Consider the following 20,786-nt stretch of genomic DNA (forward strand, 5'->3'; position numbering starts at 1 on the left):
CGATGAGCCAAAAAGTCCTCAAGCTGGGAATTCCAAAAGGAAGCCTGGAAGAAGCCACCGTCAACCTGTTCGCTCAAGCGGGATACAAGATCCGCATCAGTAGCCGATCCTATTTCCCCTCAATCGACGACCCGGAAATTGAATGCATGTTGATCCGGGCGCAGGAAATCGCTCGCTACGTTATGGACGGCGTTCTCGACGCAGGCCTCACCGGCAAGGACTGGATCATGGAAAACCGCGCCGACGTCGAAGAAATCGCCGACCTCGTCTATTCCAAGGCCACCGCCCGACCGGTGCGCTGGGTGCTCGCGGTTCCCAACGATTCGGACATTAAATCCGTCAAGGATCTTCAAGGCAAGCGCATCGCCACCGAAGTGGTGAACATGACGACGGACTATCTCAAAAAAAACGGAGTCACCGCCAACGTCGAATTCTCCTGGGGAGCCACCGAAGTGAAGGCGCCCAAACTGGTGGACGCCATTGTGGAAGTCACGGAGACCGGCAACTCGCTCCGCGCCAACAATCTGCGAATCGTCGACACCCTGCTGGAGTCGAACACCAAATTCATCATGAACAAGGAATCCCACAAGGATGAATGGAAAGCAGACAAGGTCAACCGCCTCGTGCTCATGCTCAAAGGCGCCATGGCCGCAAACGGGAAAGTCGGTCTGATGATGAATATTCCAAAATCTCAACTCGATGAAATTCTCAAAATCCTTCCCCAAGGCAAAAAACCCACCATCGCCGAGCTGACCGATAAAGACTGGCTCGACATGTCTGTCATTCTGGAAGAAAAAATGGTGCGCGACATTGTCCCCGATCTCAAAAAAGCGGGCGCCGAAGATATTGTTGAATTTCCCCTGAATAAAATCATTCAATAACACGACCCTGCTAACCGAACACGCGCAATTCGAACCGAGCCATGGCTAAAAAAAAGAATCGGTCCAAAAAGTCCGGCAAGGACGCGACCCCAAAGCAAGACACAGAAAATATCCAGCCGGATGAGGTGAAGCCGGGCGCCGACGAGACGCCAGAAACACCCGTAGAACCTCCAAAACAAGACTCAGAAAATCTCCAGCAAGGCGATGTAACGCAGGACGCCAGCAAGACGCTGGAAAAACCTGCAGAAACTCCAAAACAAGATTTAGAAAATCTCCAGCAAGGCGATGTAACGCAGGACGCCAGCAAAACGCTGGAAGAATCTCCAGAGAAAGCTCAGGAAACGCCCATCGACGGCGCACAGGACCTGACCCCGGTCAGCGAGGACCTGTCTCTCGACAGCAAAGACGCCGTTCTGGAATCCGACTCCGCCCCCGACTACACCGAAATCGCAGAATCGAAAACGCCGGACACTCCGGTCGACCCTGCGGAACCGACGCCCGACCCGACCCCTGAAATGTCAGAACCGAGTGATCGCCCGGAAACTAAAGATGAAACCATTCCAGAACCTTTGGAACCCGGCGAAGCACAGGCCATCAGGGAGGGAGCGCCTCTGGACAATGCTGAATCGCATTCCAACGAAACAAAAGAAGAAACCCCCGCAGAACCTGCGGCGGAACCGGCAATGGCTGGAGCTGATACAGAAGCGGCTCCAGACTCCGGGCCGAAGAAAAAATCTTCCATCACCGGCCTGCTACTTTTCCTTATCATCGTCGGCGGCGTCGCCAGCGCCTATTTCTACAAATTTCGCGCAAAAAATCCCGTTCCCGCTCAATCAGCGCAGATCGCTCCGCCTGTTGTCGCCAAACTCGAAATACCCGCTCCAGAGGAAGAGCCAATGGCCGCCCTTCCGTCAGACGACGACTCCGACCTCCCCGGCGTGCATGACAGCGTCGAGGAAAGCGCAGACGCGTCTGCTCACGCAGAAACCGATGCAGAAGAAGCTTCCAGCGACACGGCTCAAGGAATCGTAGAGGAAGATATCGAAAGCTCCGATTTTGAAGAGACCCACGCCGAACCGGAGGAAACTCAGGGCGAAGCAGAGCATGGCGACGCGGACGATTCCAATGTGACGCATATCAGCAGTTCCAGCGCCAATGAAACGGCAGGCGATCATTCCGACGATGAGGAACAGGTCGAAGCCGGTCACGATGAGACTGCAAGCGATGATGCCGCACAGGCAGAAGACGCCGACGAACAGGGCGCTCATGAGGACGCCGCAGAAAGCGCCCACGAAGCCGGGCATGCATCGGAACAAGACGCCAGCGCAGAAACGCATTTGGAAGTTGATGGCGAAGATCACGCGGAAACCGCGCACGAAGACGACGCGGGCGATCTTGGCGACGACGATCACGTAGCAGTCGCCGAGGATCAGGGCGCGCCTGAAGAAGTCGCACACTCTGAAGACGATGCCGACGAGCATGGCGAAGCCGCTCATGAAGACGACGCGGGCGATCTTGGCGACGACGATCATGTAGCAGTCGCTGAGGACCACGGCGCTGACTCTCATGAACAAGCCGCGCATGAAGAAGTCGCTGAGGAAACTCACGACGACGCAATGGCTCACGAAGAAGTTGCGCATGAAGAATCATCCGAACAGGGCGGGGAAGCGCATTCAGAAGCCGGAGTCGAAGAGCACAGAGATACCCATGAAGAAGCCGGTCACGAAGACGACGCGGGCGATCTTGCCGACGACGATCACGTAGCAGTCGCTGAGGATCACGGCGCTGACTCTCATGAACAAGCCGCGCATGAAGAAGTCGCTGAGGAAACTCACGACGACGCAATGGCTCACGGAGAAGCGGGACATGATGACGGCGCTCACGAAGAGGCGGCGCATGTCGAGTCTGCCAGCGACCACGCGGAACAGGCCGCTCATGACCTTCACGAAGAGGCTCAGGACGAGCATCATGCAACAGCCGATTCTTCAGAGCTTCATGAAGACGAAGCGGAACCGCACGATGCGCACTCGAAAATCGAACGCAGTCAAGAGGTCTCCTCGTACCTCAACTTTGTAGAAAAATCCGCCAGCCAAATTGCAGAATGGATCAAACTGGGATACCATAAAGCGCTGGAGTTGTTAGGCTCCTTGACCCGCTAACCAGAGCGCAACAGATTCAACCTGCGATCCACTTTTGCGCGCGGCCCCAAGTTCTGGAGGCCTTCCCAAAAATAGCCATGATGAAACCGCTTTTTCTTTCAGCCCTCATTCTGTCTGTTCTCCTGCTCCCCCTACAGGCTTCAGCCCAGATTTTTAAATGGCAGGGCGATGACGGACAATGGCATTTCACAGACAATCCGGGCAATGTCCCGCTGAAATTTCAGGATCATATCCGAAAAGTCGAGCCGCCCCCTTCCCCGCGCTATCCTTCGCGTCCTTCGGCAAACGCCGAGCAGGATGACAAGTCGTCTCAAACCAGCGAAGCATCCAAAGAGGAAGAAGCCAAGGAACCGCAAGGCCCGACGCCGCAGGAGATTTCCGCCATCAATCAGGCCATCTCTTTTTTGAAGGCCGATATCCAGCGCTACGAGCCTTTCATCGACAAACCCCTCAACCTGAATATCGACCAGGTGGTGCGCGGCGCCATCGACCAGAAACAATCACTCGCCAAAAGACTGCAGGCCTTTGAGCTTTCCGTTCTCAAACAAACGGGGAGTTTCCTGGAACAAAGCGCCGCAAAGGACGAGGACGCCATCCGATTGAGTCCCAACATTGGAATACGACGCACCCGCGCCATCGGTCGTCGCGACCGGGCCAAGGAAGAAAAAGTAACCAAGAATGAATTGATCGCGGCCTTGCAAAAAGCATTGATCCCGCCGGAGCCGAAAGCCAGCGAAGAGAAAAGCGACGAGGAAGCCGCGAAGAACGATTCCGCAAAAGAGATTAAAAAATCCCCTGCAAAAGAACAGAAGCAAGACCCGCAATGAACGAAAACGCCATTTCCATTCGTCCCGCCAAGGCGCAGGACGCTGAAATCGTCGCTCTCTTCAATCAGAAGATGGCCTGGGAAACGGAGCAGAAAAAATTATCCGAAGAACTCGTCAAACCCGGTTCGCTGGAGGGCATCACAAACCCCGACCGCTGTCGCTATTTCATCGCTGAAATCAACGCCGACATCGCCGGTCAGGCGATGGTGACCTATGAATGGAGCGACTGGCGCAACGGCGAATTCTGGTGGCTGCAAAGCGTTTATGTTGCGCCGCAATATCGCGGACGCGGCGTCTTTCGGAAAATTCTGAGTCATATCGAGGCGCAGGCGCGCGCCTCAAAACAGGTCTGCGGTCTTCGTCTATACGTGGAAAACGATAACGAACTGGGGCAAACGGTATACCATCGCCTCGGCATGAGCGACGCCGGCTACCGCGTCTTCGAAAAAGAATTCTAGAGCGTCATGGAAGCGTCGCCGAGACCGCGTCGACCTCGCTCCACTCATACAAATTGACGGCGCGCGCACGCGACTGCTCAAGCGCTTCCAACGCTTCATTCTTCCGACCCTCCAGCGCCAGCGTCTTCGCCATTTCCAGATAAACATTCGACGCCTCAGGTCGCAGGTCAGCGGCATCCTGATAAATTTCTATGGCAGCGCCAGTCTTCTGTTCAGCGCGCAAAAGCCAGGCCCTTGCCATCAGCGTTTCGAATTGACCGGGGAATTTTTTTTCCATTCGCTCCAGATAGCCCTGCGCGTCTTGCGCCCGTCCATCCGCTATCAGATTGCTCGTCATCTTGTAGAACCAGGGGGCGTCGCGGACGCCCAGAAAATCATGCATCACCTTGAGCGCTTCGCGTTCGTTGTCCCATTGTTCGCGCTGTCGAAAATAAGCCGCGAAGGAGGGAAAATAATAGGCGATTTTATTGATCCAGTTTTTCTCGAAAGCGATTCCAGGGCGACTCAATTCCCGCTCCACTATGCGCTTGAACTCCTCCAGCGCGCGTCTTCCTGCCTCGGGATCGTCCGCGCCGCCGTATGCCATCATCACGGAACGCGACGGACTGAAATCCTGATCTAATGGAAATTCTTTAAAAAATGTCAGATTCTGGTCGGTCACGATCGTGCGCTTTGACGCGTTCGATTTCATAAAATCCTGCAAATAATTCCAGGCGCCAAGACGCGAGTCCAATACATGCGCCGATGCGTCTGGTAATATCAAGTCCGGGAAACGTCGTTTCGTGAGATATTCTGGCGGATACTTCTCAAGAAAATCCCAGGCGCGCACTCCGGTCACATCGTCGCGCAAGCGCTCGACGTCGTTGTGATAAAAGAAATGAAACCAGGAAATACCCGCCAGGAAAATGGAGTCGTCGGGCAATGCTAGAAAGATCGGCTTGAGCAAGGTCTCCCCCGCATACATCTCCGAGCGGTCCGCCTGCGGGAAATTCACAATGGGACGGGTCCCGATCCATACCGCCAGAATCAAGACCAGCATGCGCGCCCAGTTCAAAACCGGCTTTTCAGAAACGCTTTCCTTGTCTGTGCGATAGCCCTGCATTCTTTCCAGAGCTTCAGAAAGCGCGAGCGAACTCAACAAGGCGACAACGATATAAGAAGGAAAAAAACTCTCGCCGCCCCAGCCCTTGAAAAAACCGGCATTGGGCAGAACGATCAAGAGAAAAAATATCAGCAGAGCCGGACGCCGCTTCCAACACATCCAGCCGCCAAAGGCCGCGCCCGCGACCATCAAGGGCGAAAAGCGCATCGCAATGTCTTTGATGAAGAAAGCCGTCGCGCTCACAACGCCGCTAAAGAAAGAAACCAAAGCCGAAAACCATGCCATCCCCGCCGCGCCCGTCGCCTCGCGAAACGCGGAAAAATGCACGCCGGAGTCTTTGCGATCCGTCACCTGATAGAAAAACCCGCTCAGGGTTTCCGGATTGCCCCAATCAAAGGAAGGTTCCGCAAGCGAACGGATGGGCAGATACAGGTAGACCGACAGACCCAGCAGAAACAGAGCGACGCAAGCCGTCAGGGAGCCCGGCGCCGCTTCCCGCTTCCAGAAAAAATAAAGCGCGACAATCGCAGGCAGGTACATACCCACTGTCGCGTGATTGCCCGCAGAAAGTCCGTAGAGGAACGCGGCGGCAAACAAAAAACGCGCATCGCCTCGCTCTTTCCACAGGAATAACAGATACATCAATACGACAATGAAGAAGGCGTTGAGCGAATACACCTCCGCTTTGACCGCATTCGACCAGAACGGCAGGGCAAACGCCAGCAAGGTCGACGGCGCCAGCGCAGATAAAAATAAAGTCCGCGTCTCTTTTGCGCTTTGACAGATTTGTAAAAATTTCAGGGATGCAAGGAATAGCGCCGACAGCGTCAGCGCCGCAATAAATGCCGAAACCGCGTTCACTCGAAAGGCGATGGAACCCAGAGGGATGAAGGTCGCGGCTTTCGCCGTCAGATTGTAAGTGGGAAATCCAGCCGGATGACTGATTCCCAACATGTACGCCGTGTCAATGAACTCAGGCGAATCCTTGAACCCGACGGTCGGGGACAGACTGGAAAGATAAATCAGCCAGGGAATGAAAAACAACGCCGCCAAAGCGACGATTGTTGGACCTGCGTTTCCAGGCAAAAAAAATCCGCGCCCTCCAGAAAAATTCCGGAAGGCGCGGATCATAAAAACTGAAACAGCTTAGGAAATATTACCCGCTGAATCGATCGAGTACATGGTGTTACCGCTAGTATGCGTTGCGGTTGCCGCAAACGAAGTTTCCGTTCCGTCAGAAACAGCCACCGTTACGTTCGCAGACTGCGTGTACCCAAAGGTCGATTGAGCCGCGATCGTTGGACTACAAGCATCCGAACCTGCATTGTCGCCCCAGTAAGCCTTACAAGCGAGATACATATTGTGCAGATTCGCTTTCGCATCTGAGTGATAAGCCCGTCGTTTGTACTGGCTGAATTGAGGAATTGCGATCGCCGCCAGAATACCGATAATGGCGATAACGATCAGCAACTCGATCAGGGTAAAACCTTTTTGATTTTTAGCTTCCGCTATTTTTGATATCATTCCTTAATTCTCCTCTGCCTAACGTTAGTGTGATTTGGAGCTGAACCCATAAAATTTTATTTACCCTTAGAAAAGCAATAACTATTCCAGAAGATGAATTTATTTTAATTTACAACATAAATGGCTATTTTTCAATTACATTTATAATTAACATCATAAGTAACAATAATCCAAATTATAACAAATTGACAAAAAACGTCAGTCAAAAAATGACAATATTTGGCATATTTAACAGTTTCATAGACCATGAATGACTCGCCCAAGCGCCCTGTCGGCATTCTCGGCGGTAGCTTCGACCCGATCCACAACGGTCATCTGAGTCTGGCACGTGCGGCCATGATTGAACTCGACCTCGCTGAGACGCTGTTCATTCCCGCGTGGGTATCGCCGCACAAGACCCATACCGACGTGTCTCCCGCCGAAGATCGGCTCGCCATGTTGCGACTCGCCCTGCAAGGACAAGCCAACTGCTCCATCTGCGAGATTGAACTTCAGCGCGAAGGCGTATCCTACAGCTTCGACACGCTGGCGGAACTAAGTTCCCAATTTCCTCAAAACGCCTGGCGGCTGATACTTGGCGCCGACGCCTTCATGGAATTTCATACCTGGAAAGACAGCGAGCGTTTCATGGAGCGCTGCGATCTGGCAATCGCCCCCCGCCCGGGCTTTGACTGGGGCGAGGCAGACCGCCTCTTGCAACAACCCTATATGAAAATCTGCGGGCCTCTGGAACCCGAACGCGATGCACAAAATGCGGGACGTTTTATAAACACCCGCACCGGGAGGCGAATCGCATTTTTGAACGGACCCGTCGTCGATCTTTCCTCATCCGAAATACGGAAACGTATCGGCTCGCGCCAATCCGTTAAAAATATGTTGCCCGAGGCAGTCGAACAATATATTATTCACGAATGTTTATACACAGAATGACCTCGGCCTGAGGCGGAATGACAGACACCTTAACCGAGTTGCAATCAATAGCTATTTCTGCCGCGGCAGATAAAAAGGCCTTCGACATCATCCTGCTCGATCTGCGGGGACGGTCCGACCTGACAGACGCATTCCTGATCTGTAGCGGCGCCTCTAAAGTTCAAGTCCAGGCGATCGCTGACTCCATACTCGAAAAGACACGCCTTGCTAAGTACAAGACCATTGCCCAGGAAGGTTTCACCGCCGGCAACTGGGTCATTCTGGATTTTATGGATATCATTGTCCACGTCTTTCAACAGGACTCCCGGGAGTTTTACGACCTGGAGCGATTGTGGGGAGACGTCCCAGTCTATAAGGCGGCAGGGCAATCGTAATACGGAGTGAGTGTCTAGATGAAACAGAAGGAATCGGAAAAGTACCTGTCCAAGCTCATGGAGATCCGCACGGGCATGGGCATCGACGCCGGAATCGGCTCAAACAAGGGTAAAAAATTTGAAAACGGGCCGACCCCCGATATAGCGGACGAAGCGGTCGAAACCTATGCCAAAGACATTCGCATGAATCTGGGCGAACAGGAATGGCAGAAATTCAAGCTCATCGAGGAAGCGATAGACAACATTAAAAACGGTTGCTATGGCCTGTGCGCGGAATGCGAAAATCCAATTCCACCGGCAAGACTCGAAATCATCCCCTTCGCAAAATTCTGCGTGAACTGCCTGAGCAAGATGGAAAACAACTCTGGTAGCGCGCGCACCGACACTCTCCAGTAAACCGACAACGCAACCTCTCGTCAGGCAAACAGGCGAACGCAGGCCTGTTTGCGCACAAGCGCCTGAACCCTCCCGACTTTATTTAACGGGACGAACGCGTCTTCCTCAGCCCGCATCAGCGCTCCAGATTAAATAAAATTGAAATAAGGGCCCCAAAAGCGGTATAAAGTAGGTTTCGAATTTAATATTTAAACCCTCGCGGGGATCTATCGTGTCTTTAAAAATTATCGTCATCGTCAGCTTACTGGTCATCCTTTCTGTTTACGTCGCGTTTTTAAACCCACAAAGCATAGAAATCAGCCTCACGCAAAGCCAGGTCTTTCATATTCCAACCGCTATATTTTTCTTTATATCGGTTCTGGTCGGCGTCGTCGCATCGGTCATCACCTACTTCACCGCCAGCGTGAAGGATGTGTTCAGCGACCTGTGCGAAGCCATGGATCGCAAGCGCAAGGAAAGAGAGCGTCTGCGCTGGGAGATTCTTCTTGAGAAAGGCGCCAACGCTCTGTTAGCGGGCAACAACGATAAGGCCCTCAAGTTTTACGGCAAGATCATTCGCGACAACCATATGCATGTCCCCGCCTTGATCCAGATGGGAAGCGTGTATCGCAAGCAGAGGAATCTCGACAGAGCGATTCAGTTGCACCAAAGCGCGCACGAATACGCGCCCAAAAATTTGCAGGCCCTGTTCGAGCTGGCGGATGATTACGGCGCCGCCGACATGTCCGCGCAACAATTGCAGACCCTCGAAAAAATCCGCAATCAGGACGGCAAGATCATTCTGGCGCACACGAAAAAACGCGACGCCTATATCAAAGTAGAAAACTGGCGCGGCGCTGTCGATGCGCAAAATCGCGTCGTCAACCTGACCGACAAGCGCGAAGACAAAGAAAAAGAGAAAAAATATCTGGCCCGCCTGCTGTTCAACAAAGCCTGCGAGCATATTGAGAAAGGCCAGAGCGACACGGCGATTTCCGAATTCAAAAACGCCCTGAAAGCCGACCCGGACTGCCTGCCCGCGCACGTCAAACTGGGCGACCTCTACGCCAACACCGGGCGCGAAAGCCTGGCGATGAAAACCTGGAAACACGGTTTCGAACGCACCGGTTCCGCCGCCTGCCTCATGCGCTGGCAACAGACCATGCTCGAACACAAGCAGGACAAGGAAGTGATCAAAACCTACGAAACGGCTCTCAAGAATTCTCAGCCTGGAGAAAAAGAAAATCTGGCGGCCCTGCTCGCCTCGCGCTACCTCGAAAGCGGTGAACCTGCAAAAGCCATCGAGTGCCTGCGCAATTACGGCACGGAAGATTCCGTCAAGCACGCGCTGTTGCTGTCCAACGCCTTGACCGAACAGGAAGAGACAGAAGCGGCGCAAACCACCTTGGACGTTCTGATCCAGCGTCTGCGACGCGAAACCATTGATTATATCTGCGGGGATTGCGGTTCGGTAACGGAACGATGGCGAGCCTACTGCGAGGAATGCGGGAGCTGGAACAGCCTGACTTGCCGCTTCCAACTCGCCGAGGTCGCCACACAGATCGCGGACAACGCGCCCATCGCGACGCCTGAAGCGCCCGAGACGCCTGAAGAAAATACTGATGAGGCGGAAGCTAAAAAAGAATCGGAAACTCCGGTCGCGGGCTAAGACTTACCGGCGAATCAATTGATGGTCGAGGATTTTGCTGTCCTTGACGAAAAACTTGGCCGAAACCAGGGTGTCGCCTTTCAGGAAAAAATAGATTCCCTTTCCCGGGTATTGCGCGATTTTGTTTGAGAACATATCGGGCACGCCGTAAACCTCGATCAGACGGTCGATTTTATCGCCCAACTTCAAGCCCTTGTCGAACTGACCTTTGAACGAAGGAAGCAGTTCCAGCTCCTCCAGCGTTCCCTTGTCGTTCAAATTATGAATGATGACGCCCTCGCCTTCATAATGAACCGAAACGCTGTCCAACTCCGGCCCCATTCCACGTTGCACCTTCAATTTTTTCGGGATTCCCAGCAAGTCGATCGCTTGCGACAAAGGCATTCCCACCTTGATATTTTTGCCAACGATCAGCCCCTCTTCTTCCTTGGGTTTCTGCGGCGCCTGCGCGGGAACAGGTTCCGGGGCAGGCTCTTGCGCATAGGCAGGAGCGCCGATCAGACATGCAAGGATCGGAATCAAAAATAATTTCGCCAAAGGTCGTCCTCCTCTATTTACGCCGTTGTCCTGAACCATGCAAACGTCCGCAGAACGCAGACGACAACGGAGATTTGACTGCAAAGGCCGATTACCGGGCCGGTTGTACCATTCAAAAAAAATCCATATCAGACGGCAGATTCTTGCGCCGGTCTTTTTTCTTTCTCGCTTTGTCTCTTTCGAATTTTCGGCGTTGAATCGGATCGTCGCGCAGGGGCTTTTTATGTTCGTCGTCATCGCCGTCCACCGACCAGATATCAGGCAATACATCCCTGCCGGACGCTTTGCGCGTGGTCGGCGTCTGAACGTATTTTTTTTCTTCCTGATAATTTTTGGAAGTCGCGCCGGACTCCAGCTCGTACAATTCCTTCAAGCCGTTGGCGTTGCCTTTGCGCGCCAGCGCCTTGCCCCGGGATTTGATTTCGCGCGCGTTGACCAAGCCTGTGCGCCACTCCTGCGGGATCGCTTCCTCGCCGTACCAGGCGCCAGCCCAGGCGCCCAGCAGACTGCCGATTTTTTCCGTCTCGCGACCCATGTTCAAGCCCTGAGTCATCACCGAAGAAAAACCATGAACGCGCGACAACAATATCAGCGCCAGCGGAATCAGGGTCAAAGGATGGCCCTGGTTGGGGTGACGAATTTCGACCCCGGCAAATTCCGATGCGTTCTTGCTGATCCATGCAAACAGTTCCGCCTCCGGTTCGTCGAAGCGTTCCAGCAGTCCTTCCAGCGTGACCGTAAATCCTTTAAATAGTTTTTCGTTCGTCTCCGCCGCCGCTTCGGGAAACAAGTCTTTGAAAGTCGCGTTCACCTCCGCGCAAAAAGCGATCATCGCCTTTAAAATTTCCGCGACGCGCTCCGGCGTTTCATCCTCAGAAGGCGCTTCCAGATCGAGCAATTGCAAGGTCGCAAAACCCGTCAACGCCGCGCCCGTCGCTTCCCACAAATGTCGGCTCATCATCAAACTCGTTTCCAGCCAGAGTCGAAGCAGAGTGGCGGAAGTCTTTTGATAATATAAAGCGGCGGGAATCGCCATCGTGGAGAAACTCAGCGTCGCTGATTTCAGTTCGCAATCCAGAAGTTCGTCACGGTTGACAAGGGACTCCAGCGCGCGCACGCACACCCCCTCTGGCGAACGGTACATGCCGAACCGCCCTTCCGGTCCGCCCGAAGACAATTCCCGGAGCCGTTCGGCCACCGCTTCAATGCCCGCCTTCTTGTCTATCAGCAAAGCGTCGCAAACCGCCAGCGCCAGCTGGGTTTGCGCCCCATACAGTCCGCGCATGCGATAACGTTTGACGCCCTTGCCCAGGAAGGGACGGACATCCTTGAAGCCGTCCATCTGCTTGAACAATTGCTGAATCGTCTCCGGCTTCAGGCCGCGAGCCGGGGCCGCCAGAGCGTCGCCGATCGCTAGCCCAAGCAAACTCCCCATGATTTTATCATTCCTGCTGTCCATAACGACACACACCTCCACCGAATTGTTTTCTTAGACTTCCATCAGCGGCGTGGGCTGGTCCTGGCGCGCGAGTATCATCGGCGTCGCATGGGATCCCAGAGCCTGCCGAGCCGTCATCTGGGCAATTTCCGGACAATTGTTTGTTTCGCTCAAATGCATCAAAACCGTCATTTTCAATTGCGAATGCACGACCTGTGATATCAACTCGCCACAGACTTCATTCGACAAATGACCTTCCTCACTTCTGATCCTTCGTTTCAAAGGCCAGGAATACGGACCCGCCATCAACATCTCCACATCATGATTGGCCTCGACCAGCAGAACATCGGAATGCCTCAGGGCGCCTACCGTGGTCGGGGTGAGCTTGCCCATGTCCGTCGCGTGGCCGATCTTCTTGCCGTCGCAATGCACGGTGAAGGCGACAGTTTCCCGCGCGTCGTGAGGCGTTTCATAAGGCTCGATGATCAAGTCGCCAACCGTCAAGGGTTCGCCAGCGCGAAAGCCGCGCCATTCCGGGAGCTTGCCCGCTTTTTTCTCGATGCCGCGAAGCGTGCCCTGGGTGGAATACACCGTCGCGCCCGAACTGCGGGCGATCGGCCCGACGCCGCGCACATGGTCGGAATGCTCGTGCGTTAGAAAAATAGCGTCCAAGGACGCCGCCTCCCGACCCAGGATCGCGAGACGCGATTCCATATCGCGCAGGCTGATTCCCGCGTCCAGTAAAATACGCGCGGAACCGGATTCGATGTAAACCGAATTGCCTTTGCTCCCGCTGGATAAAACGGAATATTTAAAAATAGGATGACTCGAATGAAAGGGTTATCAACCAGAAGGTTTTGGAAAGTCCAGAATCTCGTCGGTAAAAAAACGTTTCACGCATTCGTGCGCGCCGGATTTTACCAGAGAATGTTTGAATGCATAATCAATTTTTAACCACTGCTCCGCCAGCTCCTGGGGGATATCGCACTCTTTCAGGCTATCCTGCAAAAGGCAATTGCGCACTTCAAATAATTCGGCGCTGATGTTCATGTGCTGGTGCGCCGGTTTGGGAAAGCGACCCGAATAGACGCGACCGCCGCCCATGTTAGAGATCATGAAATCCGTTTGCTGGTTCTCGATGGTCTTTTGATCCACTCCCTTGAAGTAAGGGGCCAGCCAGGGATGCTCGTAAATCTTGTCGTAAAAAACTTTGTGAACTTTTTCAAAGGTTGGGCGACCGCCCAGTCTGTCAAACAAAGAACCTTCCGACATGCATTCCCCTTCAGTGAAGATCCATCGTCCCGCTATGCAACAACGACAAAATATCCATCAAATACTGATCCGGCGGATCAATGAACTGGACGGCGATGAGAAAGTCTTCCTCCCGCTCCATGCAACGCAAGGCCTTCGCCTCCAGCTCCGCCTCTCCGATTTCAGCCGTCCCGGAAAAAGCCACGCGCAGTTTCTGTCCCTCAACGACGGGGAAGGCAGAGAGAAAGGAGCCTCCCTCCACGGTCAAGTCGACGAGACGAGCTTTTTCTTTTTTGCCGACGCACTCCAAAGAAATCGTCAGCGGCAAGGATACGCGAGAAAACTTTCGATTATTCTCAGCCATCACAACATTCCCTACAGAGTCCGTAAAAAGACCAGCGACCCATTATACCCCTAAATATATATAGTCCAACCGCATTCGTTTCAACACAAATAAAGCGTCGCGAAGCTTTCATTGCCTGATTTCACGCCGCGCCCGCCGCCCTCAATCCATCTGGGCTTTTTGCAGTTTGCCGCTGTAATCCACATAGACCGATTTCCACTCGGTGAAAATTTCCATCGCCGCCGTTCCCGCCTCGCGGTGCCCGTTGCCCGTGCCCTTGGTGCCGCCGAAAGGCAACTGAATTTCCGCGCCAATGGTGGACGAATTGATATAGGTGATGCCGGTGTCCAGCGTTTCGATGGCGCGGAAGGCGCGGTTGACGTCCTGCGTGTAAATCGCGGAGGACAAACCAAATTTCGAATCGTTCACAATGGAAACCGCGTCGTCCAGGCTTCTGCAGGCGATGACGCCCACCACCGGGCCGAAAATTTCCTCCTGCGCGATGCGCATTTTGCGCGACACATCGGAGAAAACCGTGGGCTGAAAAAAGAATCCGTTCTTGCAGTTCTTGCCGGTCGCGAACTCGCCGCCGGTCATCAAGCGAGCGCCTTCGTCCCGCCCGATCTTGCAATAAGACATCACCTTCTCCCGCTGATCGGCGTTGACCAGAGGGCCGACGTCGACGGAGGCGTCCAGACCGTCTCCCAGCTTGAGGGCTTTGGTCCGCTTCAGCAGTTTGGTCGTGAAGGCCTTGAGAATTTTTTTATGCACGATGACCCGACTGCAGGCCGTGCAACGTTGCCCCGTCGTGCCGAAGGCGCCCCAGACCACGCCTTCTACGGCGGCGTCGATATTGGCGTCGTCCATGACGATGATGGCGTTTTTTCCGCCCATCTCCAGCGAGAAGGGCTTCATGAGACGCGCGCAATTTGCGGCGACGACGCTTCCCGTATCCGTCGAACCGGTGAAGGAAACGAGGTTGACTTCGGGATGGCTCATGAGCGGCTCGCCGGTTTCTGAACCGGAACCGGTCACATAATTCAGAACGCCCGCAGGCAGTCCCGCTTTCTCGAATAATTTGACGAAGGTGAGCGCCGACAGCGGCGTGTCGCTCGCAGGCTTGATGACGACGGTGTTCCCGGCGACCAGCGCGGGCAATAATTTCCAGGAAGGAATGGCGATGGGAAAATTCCAGGGCGTGATCGCCGCGACGGTTCCCACCGGCATGCGAACGGACATACAAAATTTATTGGGCAACTCCGAAGGCACCGTTTCGCCCGCCATGCGCCGTCCCTCGCCTGCGGCATAGTAAGCCATGTCGATGGCTTCCTGCACGTCGCCGCGCGTTTCTTTCAGGACCTTGCCCATCTCGCGCGTCATGTCCACGGCGATGGCTTCCTTGTTTTTCACCAACAGCTCGGCGACGCGGAACAAGATTTCGCCGCGTTTCGGGGCGGGCGTTTCGCGCCACATCTTGCGCGCCGAAGCCGCCGCTGAAACCGCTTCTTTAACGTCTTCTGCAGCGCTCTTCTGAAAACGCCCCACGCATTCCTTGTGATTCGCCGGATTGATGTTTTCAAACACGTCGCGGGTTGAAGCCGGTTTCCATACGCCGTTGATATAATTCTTGTAAAGCGGAGCCATGCCAACCTCCTTCCAGAATGAAACGATTATCGCTGAATGCGCTATGCACTCAGGCCCCTCACTTCAGCGCGTTCAACGCTCACTACCAATATAATGACTGAGTGGGCTAAAGCGCCAGTCCAATTGCATCTATCTTTCATGCGCTGGAGTCATCAATTTATCGCCCTCTCAATAGAGAGGGCCTCAGCCCTGAAAGGATTTTTTAAAAATTATTTTTTGAAAGAGCCTGGTAAAGAATCTTTCAGGGGAGGTTCAAGGGGTGATCGGATTGACCGACACGTTATCAAAATTCATCACGTTTTTTGTGGTCATCAAACCTACCTTCCCTTCTGTGTAGGTTGAGTCTGTCACCTCCAGATCCCAACTGGCCGGTTCGGGATCCGTCGCCAGCCATATCTTGGCCTTCAAGGCGTCGCCTTCAACGCTGGCCTTGATTGTGTAGTAATCCCCGCTCGTAACTACCACAACCGCCTGATCCAGCACCGTTCCAGTGAAGCCAAGCATGGACATGATGCTTTCCGTGGTGTCCAGAAGTATGAGTTGAAGCACATACACATGACCCGCAGGGTTTCCCGCACAGGCCAGACACAATATTCGCGCCTGATACTGGTGGGTGGTGTCCTGGTATCGCAGAACAAGGCCGGCGTATTCGTTCAAGCCCAAAGAACCATTGCGCATTAAATCCACCTGAGCTACATAGTCCTGCCAGGATGCGCATCCATTCAGGGATTGACCGGATCCGTTGGACGCGGTTTTGTATTTCTGGCTGGCTACGTTCCAGTTGACTGAGCCCAGTTCGGTCCATCCCGCGCTGTCGCCGTCGTCAAAATTATCCGTTAAAATACCGTCGCCCGACTCAAACGAAACGGGAATGGCGTTGAACACTGGGAAGTCGCTTCCCCCCACCGTGATCAGCGAATTCGCCGACAGGGTGATGGATGCGTTGGGCGCGGCCCAGTCATAGGAAAGCGTCGTGCTCGCTTCGCCCGAACCATTGGTGGTACTGGAAGACGCTCCCACCGTTCCGTCGCTGGCGTTGAAATTCACCGTGAGGCCCGAACCCACCGCGGCTCCTTCGGAGTCGAGCAGGGTTGCGGTGACGGTCGTCGTGTCGTCCGGACACTCCACCGGATTCGGCGAGGCCGCGATGCTCATGATGCCGTAAGGCGCCATGACCAGATTGCGCGGCGATGCATTGGATTCAAACGTGAGTCTGTGATGGCGGTCGCTGTAAGTCGTCGTGCCGCCCACAGTCGCCGCGCTTCCGGTCGTATAAGCCCCGGAGTCGAGATATTCATCGCGCGGGTCCTGGTTCGGGCTTTTCACCAGCACTTCAATTTCCAGTCGCCGGATGTCGTTCATATCGCTACTCGCCAGCGTGTAAGGCGGCACCGGTCGACCGTCTGCGTCCACCGTCACGCCCGAGGGCAAGGGATCGTCGTTCTTGTCGTAATAGCGGATGATGAGGTTGTCGATATGTTCCGCCAGCTTGCTTCGCTCGGAACCGCTATCGCCTACGTTGGGCTTGATCATATAAAGGTTAAAATCCGGCGTTCCCAGAGTGAGACCGATGGAATAATCCCGTGTTTCCGCCGAAGAGATCGCTCCGTCGCTGTCCATATCAAAAAAAGGCGAGATCGTGAAGGTCTCGGTGCTGGCCCCGGTCGAATTGGACAAGGCGTAAGTGAACACTTCATCCGCCTCTATCACGCCGTCGTTGTCTTCGTCAAATACGCTGGTCAGATAATGGTCGGATGCGGCCAGAAACCGGGTTCCCCGAACGACGTTGAAACCGGAGTTCTGCACGCCGCGCGTGATATAGTTCACGGCGGCGCGGCCGTTGGCTTGCATCTTGTTGAGTTCGTTTTGCAGGATGAACGATTCTTTTTGCGACTGAAACACCGTCACCAGCATGGCGATGAGGACCAGAGACAGGCCGCTTCCCACCATCAAACCTATCAAGGTAAAACCGCGCTCGTTGGTCCAGCGTTCGCCTGAAGTGTTTGCTTCGCACATACACGATTCTCCTGATATTTGCATACGATTCATATCGTCTCCCTACTCAAGAAATCCCACTCGCTCAACGCTGTAAATAGAGGGGATGAAGGGCGGCCAGAAATCCGGGTCCTGAAACCGAATGTCCCAGCCCCAGTTTCGCGTCGGGCCGGAATAACAGTCGCCGCCCAGACACCACAGGCCATCCGCCTGCTCGCTGACCCAAAGATTCACAAAGGAGCCTAGAATATTGAGACTGTTCCCCGTCCACCACTCATGCAGTCGTGGATAAGAATGCACGCCGCCGCTGTATTCGCTCCCGTCCGCTTGCGTCGGAAGGTTGCCGCTGAACAGCGCCGCATTGACCGATGTCGTCGTGCCCTTGTAATTGTTGAACAAGGTGTTTTGACTGATGCCGCAGGGCTTCGTTACAAAGGCGTTGGACAGTACGTTGATCGCGTCGCCAATGACCGCCACGCCATGCGTGTTGATGGTGTTGAAATCGCCGTGAATATAAACCGGGTTGTCAGTGACCAGCGTGGTTTCGTCGGAGACCTGGGCGGAGGAGGTCGCGTCCAGCTTGACCAGACGTATGGCCTGCAAGTCGCCCGACTGGTTATCGAAGCTGGCGTCCGGCGAACGCGATGTAAATATCAGAATGCCGTCTCCAGCGAGGCTCAAACCATTGTCCGCCAGATAGGCCTCGTACCACGATTCCAGCAGGTTCAAGTCGATGTCCGTCGTGTCCACATCGCGACCGTCTTCCCGGCAATCTTCAAATGCATCCTGCGTTTCCTGAATGATCGGCAAGGCCAGACCGGTTGAAACTCCGGCTGAGGATTCCCCGGCCGCCACCAGCGCCGTCACGTCGGTGTTGGGAGAAGGACGCGATACGAACACCTCGGTGCCCGACCCGAGACCGCCGGTGCCGATGATCTTGATGCCGTCAATGGTCGTGCGTTGCGGGTCGCCCGCGCGCTGTTCATAAAATCCGCCGCGCGAGAAAAACGCCTTTGCAGGAGTCGAATAGGGTTCCTCCTGAATCAACACGTAATCATTGAAACGCGTTTCCTCTGTGGCTTCGTTGGCGGTGGTGATATCCGTCGATACGGTCTCCGTTGGCGAAAAGGTCGTACCCGTCCCTGCCGTCTTCACGATCACCGTATTGTTATAGGTGCGAATCGGCGTGTCCTTGGTGTTGTTGTAGACATTGCCAGCGGCAGACATCAGATGCGGCGACAGACTGTTACTGGTATCGTAATTTCGCAGGCGGATTTCATTGCCGGACGAGGAACCGATATAAATGTCGCCGTTTGAATGAATGCGTCCCCACATGTCCATGTCCGGCCCGGGAAACAATTCCAGATCGGCGGCGTTGCCCGTCATTCCATAAAAAACGAAATACTGCACGAGCGGCGTCTCAAGAATACGAATGGTTTCGCGCACCGTTTCCTTGGTCTTGTCCTTGAGCGACTGGGAGTGGCTCTCGATATTGTAAGTGTAGGCGTAATGATAAATCGTGGTGTTGCCGACGATGGTCTGATAAAGGAATTGCTCGACCGGATTGGTGACCTTGTATTTGACCTCGTAACCGCGATAATCGCTCTCCGTGATGAAGCCGTCTGCATCGGCGCCCGCGTAATCTGCCGACTCGGTGTAGACCGAGAGATTTTCAAATTCGTTGACCACTGCGTTGACGGCAAGGTCCAGCCCCACCTCCGCCGAATAAAAGGCCTTGCGCCCCTTGCTGAAGGAGTTGGTCGTCTCCATGTTCAGCGTCGCCGCCTTGAATGCGCCCGCCGCAAGCGACGCCAGCACCGCCATGATGATCATGAACAAGACAAGGGTATTGCCCGCCTGACTCGCCCAACTTCTGCAATACTGAGCTCGGATATTCATTCGATAAATTGCCTCCTGTGCAGGACAGAACCCATATCAACCGTGTGCGTCTTTCCCTTGCTACCGGTCCACGATGTCTCCACCGTCACCTCGATCATGCGTATGTCTTCCGCGTCGTCAAAACTGTAGCTCCCGCCATGCGGGTAAGCGATGATCGACCACTCTTGCGTGAAATTGTCGATGGTATCCGTTTTTGTGTAGGTCCAGTCGTCGACCGCTGTCATGGACTGTTCGGTGATGTAATCCGTCACAACATAAACAAAGCCGTACACGCCGCCAATGGGCTCGTTGGTGGCGAGTCGTTTCAGTTGTTCTATTTTATTGGTCGTGTGCATGGTGGCGAGAGTTTCGTACTTCGACTGCCGCTGATGATGCATGATCGAATCCACCGCCTTTGCCAGCGGCACCATGCCAACGGCAAGGATGACCAGCGACACCAGAATCTCGATCAATGAGAAACCCGCCTGTCCGCGCAATCGACATTTTTCAGTCGCAAACTTGATTGTCTGTTCGTCGGCTCGTTGCATCATCCTGTGCTCCAGGGTCCCGGCGTCGCCGCCAGAGAATCATATTTCCAAAGGTCCGCAGACCCTGTTCCCATTACAATGCTCACGGCGCGCATGCGATCAGTGGATAATCCTACATCCTTGCTCGGGAGCATATAGACGCCGCCTCCGGCGGAGGCTTCGCCGCGGGAATTGAAGGTGAGTGTGGCAGCGCCTCCGAAATCTGCGGCGGCCGACATCGCATTGCCATCCACGTCCTGGATCGACGAGTCGTAGCCAAACTTCATATTGTTTTCCAGATTGACGGTTTTTACTTCTTCGCCGGAATCTGCACTGCCGTCGGAATTCGTGTCGTCATGGATCGTATACGTGTGATTACTCACGTCAAAGGTCACAATCACATCATTGTTGTTGCCGATCGCCTTGGAGCGGGCGAGCATCAGATCGAAATAAACTTTCTGCGCCTCGGCGTTGATCTGATACATCTGCGCCCAGTTGGATATTTTTGGAATAGAAATTGCCATCAACACGCCCATCACGACAATAACCACCATGATTTCGATGAGCGAAAATCCGCTGTCCCGAGACGCGGCAAGTATTCGGAGACGACGATGGGGAATGACAGACATATCGCTTCGCCCCAGGCTCTCAGCGCCGAACACCAAAATTTCGTAAGCTGAAATTATCGGACTGAGTGAAAGTTGCCTTTGCTTAATATCAATGTCTGTTGCTGTAAGCATTCGACTCATCGCATTTTGCTGTGAAAACAAACGACTCTACTGTTGTGTATGAATGATTGAATTATATACCCATTCCTACCAAAAGTAATGCCATTCAATTGATGTCACTTATTGGAATAGATAAAGCAATCTCT

The 20,786-nt window shown here is 54.1% G+C and carries 20 protein-coding genes; 8 read left to right on the forward strand and 12 right to left on the reverse strand.

The genetic code is table 11. The features are described 5' to 3' along the window. Positions 1-2 precede the first annotated feature (2 nt). The 4 genes from G3M78_03380 (at position 3) to G3M78_03395 (ending at position 4,325) form a co-directional block, all read left to right on the forward strand. Complete coding sequence (locus G3M78_03380) at positions 3-881, forward strand: ATP phosphoribosyltransferase (GenBank protein QPJ64489.1); 879 nt, start codon at positions 3-5, stop codon at positions 879-881. Between the two features lie 41 nt (positions 882-922). Further along, a complete protein-coding gene (locus tag G3M78_03385; GenBank protein QPJ64490.1) occupies positions 923-3,040 on the forward strand; it encodes a hypothetical protein in 2,118 nt (705 codons plus the stop codon). A 77-nt stretch (positions 3,041-3,117) separates the two neighbouring features. After that, positions 3,118-3,867, forward strand: a complete 750-nt coding sequence (locus tag G3M78_03390; protein QPJ64491.1) for a DUF4124 domain-containing protein — start codon at positions 3,118-3,120, stop codon at positions 3,865-3,867. Next, a complete protein-coding gene (locus G3M78_03395) occupies positions 3,864-4,325 on the forward strand; it encodes a GNAT family N-acetyltransferase (GenBank protein QPJ64492.1) in 462 nt (153 codons plus the stop codon). Before G3M78_03390 ends, G3M78_03395 begins: the two co-directional genes overlap by 4 nt. 4 nt (positions 4,326-4,329) lie before the next feature. Here G3M78_03395 and G3M78_03400 read toward each other — a convergent pair whose 3' ends face one another. Both G3M78_03400 and G3M78_03405 read right to left on the reverse strand, forming a co-directional pair. Then, on the reverse strand, positions 4,330-6,513 hold the full coding sequence (locus G3M78_03400; GenBank protein QPJ64493.1) for a DUF2723 domain-containing protein: 2,184 nt from the start codon (positions 6,511-6,513) through the stop codon (positions 4,330-4,332). 60 nt (positions 6,514-6,573) lie between these two features. Further along, complete coding sequence (locus tag G3M78_03405; protein ID QPJ64494.1) at positions 6,574-6,951, reverse strand: prepilin-type N-terminal cleavage/methylation domain-containing protein; 378 nt, start codon at positions 6,949-6,951, stop codon at positions 6,574-6,576. 246 nt (positions 6,952-7,197) lie between these two features. On the opposite strand from G3M78_03405, the gene nadD reads away from it, so the two are divergent. The 4 genes from nadD (at position 7,198) to G3M78_03425 (ending at position 10,299) form a co-directional block, all read left to right on the forward strand. Continuing rightward, entirely contained in the window at positions 7,198-7,881 is a 684-nt protein-coding gene (gene nadD, locus G3M78_03410; protein ID QPJ64495.1) for a nicotinate (nicotinamide) nucleotide adenylyltransferase, read from the forward strand. Positions 7,882-7,898: 17 nt separating this feature from the next. Continuing rightward, complete coding sequence (gene rsfS, locus G3M78_03415; GenBank protein ID QPJ64496.1) at positions 7,899-8,255, forward strand: ribosome silencing factor; 357 nt, start codon at positions 7,899-7,901, stop codon at positions 8,253-8,255. 18 nt (positions 8,256-8,273) lie between these two features. Further along, the gene (locus G3M78_03420) at positions 8,274-8,651 is read left to right on the forward strand and encodes a TraR/DksA family transcriptional regulator (protein ID QPJ64497.1); all 378 of its coding nucleotides are present in this window, start codon (positions 8,274-8,276) and stop codon (positions 8,649-8,651) included. A 211-nt stretch (positions 8,652-8,862) separates the two neighbouring features. Then, complete coding sequence (locus tag G3M78_03425) at positions 8,863-10,299, forward strand: tetratricopeptide repeat protein (GenBank protein QPJ64498.1); 1,437 nt, start codon at positions 8,863-8,865, stop codon at positions 10,297-10,299. 3 nt (positions 10,300-10,302) lie between these two features. Here G3M78_03425 and G3M78_03430 read toward each other — a convergent pair whose 3' ends face one another. The 10 genes from G3M78_03430 to G3M78_03475 form a co-directional block, all read right to left on the reverse strand. After that, positions 10,303-10,836 carry a hypothetical protein gene (locus tag G3M78_03430; GenBank protein ID QPJ64499.1) on the reverse strand — a complete coding sequence of 178 codons (534 nt, stop codon included), beginning with the start codon at positions 10,834-10,836 and terminating at the stop codon, positions 10,303-10,305. Positions 10,837-10,948: 112 nt separating this feature from the next. After that, the gene (locus tag G3M78_03435) at positions 10,949-12,295 is read right to left on the reverse strand and encodes a hypothetical protein (GenBank protein QPJ64500.1); all 1,347 of its coding nucleotides are present in this window, start codon (positions 12,293-12,295) and stop codon (positions 10,949-10,951) included. A gap of 30 nt (positions 12,296-12,325) precedes the next feature. Then, positions 12,326-13,093 carry an MBL fold metallo-hydrolase gene (locus tag G3M78_03440; GenBank protein ID QPJ66751.1) on the reverse strand — a complete coding sequence of 256 codons (768 nt, stop codon included), beginning with the start codon at positions 13,091-13,093 and terminating at the stop codon, positions 12,326-12,328. 24 nt (positions 13,094-13,117) lie between these two features. Then, positions 13,118-13,546, reverse strand: a complete 429-nt coding sequence (locus tag G3M78_03445; protein ID QPJ64501.1) for a group 1 truncated hemoglobin — start codon at positions 13,544-13,546, stop codon at positions 13,118-13,120. A gap of 10 nt (positions 13,547-13,556) precedes the next feature. Then, complete coding sequence (locus G3M78_03450; GenBank protein ID QPJ64502.1) at positions 13,557-13,889, reverse strand: PilZ domain-containing protein; 333 nt, start codon at positions 13,887-13,889, stop codon at positions 13,557-13,559. Between the two features lie 141 nt (positions 13,890-14,030). Beyond that, positions 14,031-15,512: an aldehyde dehydrogenase family protein gene (locus G3M78_03455; protein ID QPJ64503.1), complete on the reverse strand. Its 1,482-nt coding sequence runs from the start codon at positions 15,510-15,512 to the stop codon at positions 14,031-14,033. Positions 15,513-15,764: 252 nt separating this feature from the next. Beyond that, positions 15,765-17,528, reverse strand: coding sequence for a hypothetical protein (locus tag G3M78_03460; protein QPJ64504.1), 1,764 nt, complete (start codon positions 17,526-17,528; stop codon positions 15,765-15,767). 42 nt (positions 17,529-17,570) lie between these two features. Further along, positions 17,571-19,406 (reverse strand): hypothetical protein, encoded by a 1,836-nt coding sequence (locus tag G3M78_03465; GenBank protein ID QPJ64505.1) that lies wholly within the window; start codon positions 19,404-19,406, stop codon positions 17,571-17,573. After that, positions 19,403-19,936, reverse strand: coding sequence for a prepilin-type N-terminal cleavage/methylation domain-containing protein (locus G3M78_03470; GenBank protein ID QPJ64506.1), 534 nt, complete (start codon positions 19,934-19,936; stop codon positions 19,403-19,405). Before G3M78_03470 ends, G3M78_03465 begins: the two co-directional genes overlap by 4 nt. Then, positions 19,933-20,541 (reverse strand): prepilin-type N-terminal cleavage/methylation domain-containing protein, encoded by a 609-nt coding sequence (locus tag G3M78_03475; protein ID QPJ66752.1) that lies wholly within the window; start codon positions 20,539-20,541, stop codon positions 19,933-19,935. The genes G3M78_03470 and G3M78_03475 overlap by 4 nt, the downstream gene beginning before the upstream one ends. Between the last annotated feature and the right edge of the window lie 245 nt (positions 20,542-20,786).

Source organism: Candidatus Nitrohelix vancouverensis, from assembly GCA_015698305.1.
In the GTDB taxonomy this organism is placed as follows: Bacteria; Nitrospinota; Nitrospinia; order Nitrospinales; family VA-1; genus Nitrohelix; species Nitrohelix vancouverensis.